Source organism: uncultured Amaricoccus sp. (assembly GCF_937858865.1).
In the GTDB taxonomy this organism is placed as follows: domain Bacteria; phylum Pseudomonadota; class Alphaproteobacteria; order Rhodobacterales; family Rhodobacteraceae; genus Amaricoccus.
The window spans coordinates 1-1,928 of the sequence record NZ_CALLYO010000519.1 but is presented as its reverse complement, the minus strand read 5'-3'; the positions used below and the strand labels follow the sequence as shown (position 1 = coordinate 1,928).

At 66.8% G+C, this 1,928-nt stretch carries 1 protein-coding gene; it reads left to right on the top strand.

The annotated features are described in order from the left end of the window. Positions 1 to 116 precede the first annotated feature (116 nt). Positions 117 to 1,928 (top strand): bifunctional salicylyl-CoA 5-hydroxylase/oxidoreductase (locus Q0112_RS15180; RefSeq protein WP_297976726.1); only part of this gene is annotated, 1,812 nt, incomplete at its 3' end.

Sequence of the window (1,928 nt, the reverse complement as noted above, 5' to 3'; positions counted from 1 at the left end):
CCCTCCTCCATACGCGCCGTACCCATAATCTTCAAGCTTGAAATTTCATGCTTGAAATACATCGGACGAATCGCTAGTGTGACGTTAACGAAGCGGCAAACGGGAGGATCGGAAAAATGCGGGTCGCGTGCATAGGCGGTGGTCCGGCGGGCCTCTACTTCGCCATCTCGATGAAGCTCAGGAACCCCTCGCACGAGGTGGTGGTCTTCGAGCGCAACCGTCCCGACGACACCTTCGGCTGGGGCGTCGTCCTCTCCGACGAGGCGCTCGGCAACCTGGCGACGAACGACCCCGTCTCCGCCGCCTCGATCCGTGAGAACTTCGCCTACTGGGACGACGTCGCCGTCGAGTTCAAGGGCGAGCGCATCGTCTCCGGCGGCCACGGCTTCTGCGGCATCGGCCGGATGAAGCTCCTCCTCCTCCTCCAGGCCCGCGCCCGCGAGCTCGGCGTCGAGCTCCGCTTCCAGAACGAGATCCCCGAGAGCCAGATCGAGGAGCTCTCGCGCGACTACGACCTCGTGGTGTCGAGCGACGGCCTTAACTCCCGCACCCGGAACCTCTACAAGGAGCACTTCCGCCCCGACGTCGACGTCCGCAAGTGCAAGTTCGTCTGGCTCGGGACGAAGCAGAAGTTCCACGACGCCTTCACCTTCATCTTCAAGGAGACCGAGAAGGGCTGGCTCTGGGCGCATGCCTACCAGTTCGACGCCGACACCGCGACCTTCATCGTCGAATGCTCGGAGGAGACCTGGAACGCCTACGGCTTCGGCAATATGAGCAAGGAGGAGTCGATCGCCACCTGCGAGGCGATCTTCAAGGACGAACTCGGCGGCCACAACCTCATCTCCAACGCGGGCCACATCCGCGGCTCGGCCTGGATCAACTTCCCCCGTGTGCTCTGTGAGAAGTGGTCCTACAAGAACGTTGTCCTGATGGGCGACGCCGCCGCCACCGCGCATTTCTCCATCGGCTCCGGCACCCGCCTCGCCCTCGACTCGGCCATCGCGCTCGCCACCTACCTCCACACCGAGCCGACCCTCGAGGCCGCCTTCGCCCAGTACCAGGACGCCCGCCGCCTCGACGTCCTCCGCCTCCAGTCGGCCGCGCGCAACTCCATGGAGTGGTTCGAGGAGATCGAGCGCTACTTCCACCTCGACCCCGTCCAGTTCACCTACTCCCTCCTCACCCGCTCGCAGCGCATCAGCCACGAGAACCTGCGCCTGCGCGACGAGGACTGGCTGAACGGCGCCGAGGCCTGGTTCCAGGCCAGGGCCGGCGTCGGCGAGAACGCCCCCGTCCGCCGCCCGATGTTCGCGCCCTTCCGCCTGCGCGGCCTCGAGCTCAAGAACCGCATCGTCGTCTCGCCCATGGCCCAGTACAAGGCCGTGGACGGCGTCCCCACCGACTGGCATCTCGTCCACCTCGGCGAGCGCGCCAAGGGCGGCGCCGGCCTCGTCTACACCGAGATGACCTGCGTGACGCCGGAGGGCCGCATCTCCCCCGGCTGCCCCGGCACCTACTCGCCGGAGGCCGAGGCCGCCTGGAAGCGCATCGTCGACTTCGTCCACGCCGAGACCGACGCCAAGATCTGCATGCAGCTCGGCCACTCCGGCGCCAAGGGCTCGACCGAGCTCGGCTGGGTCGAGGACAACCGCCCGCTCGAGAGCGGCAACTGGCCGATCATCTCCGCTTCCGACGTGCCCTGGTCGCCGCAGAACCAGACCCCGAAGGCGATGGACCGCGCCGACATGGACCGCATCCGCGACGCCTTCGTCGAGGGCACGCGCATGGCCGACCGCTGCGGCTTCGACATGCTCGAGCTGCACATGGCGCACGGCTACCTGCTCTCCGCCTTCATCACGCCGCTGACCAACACCCGCACCGACGAATACGGCGGCAGCCTCGAGAACCGCATGCGCTACCCGCTC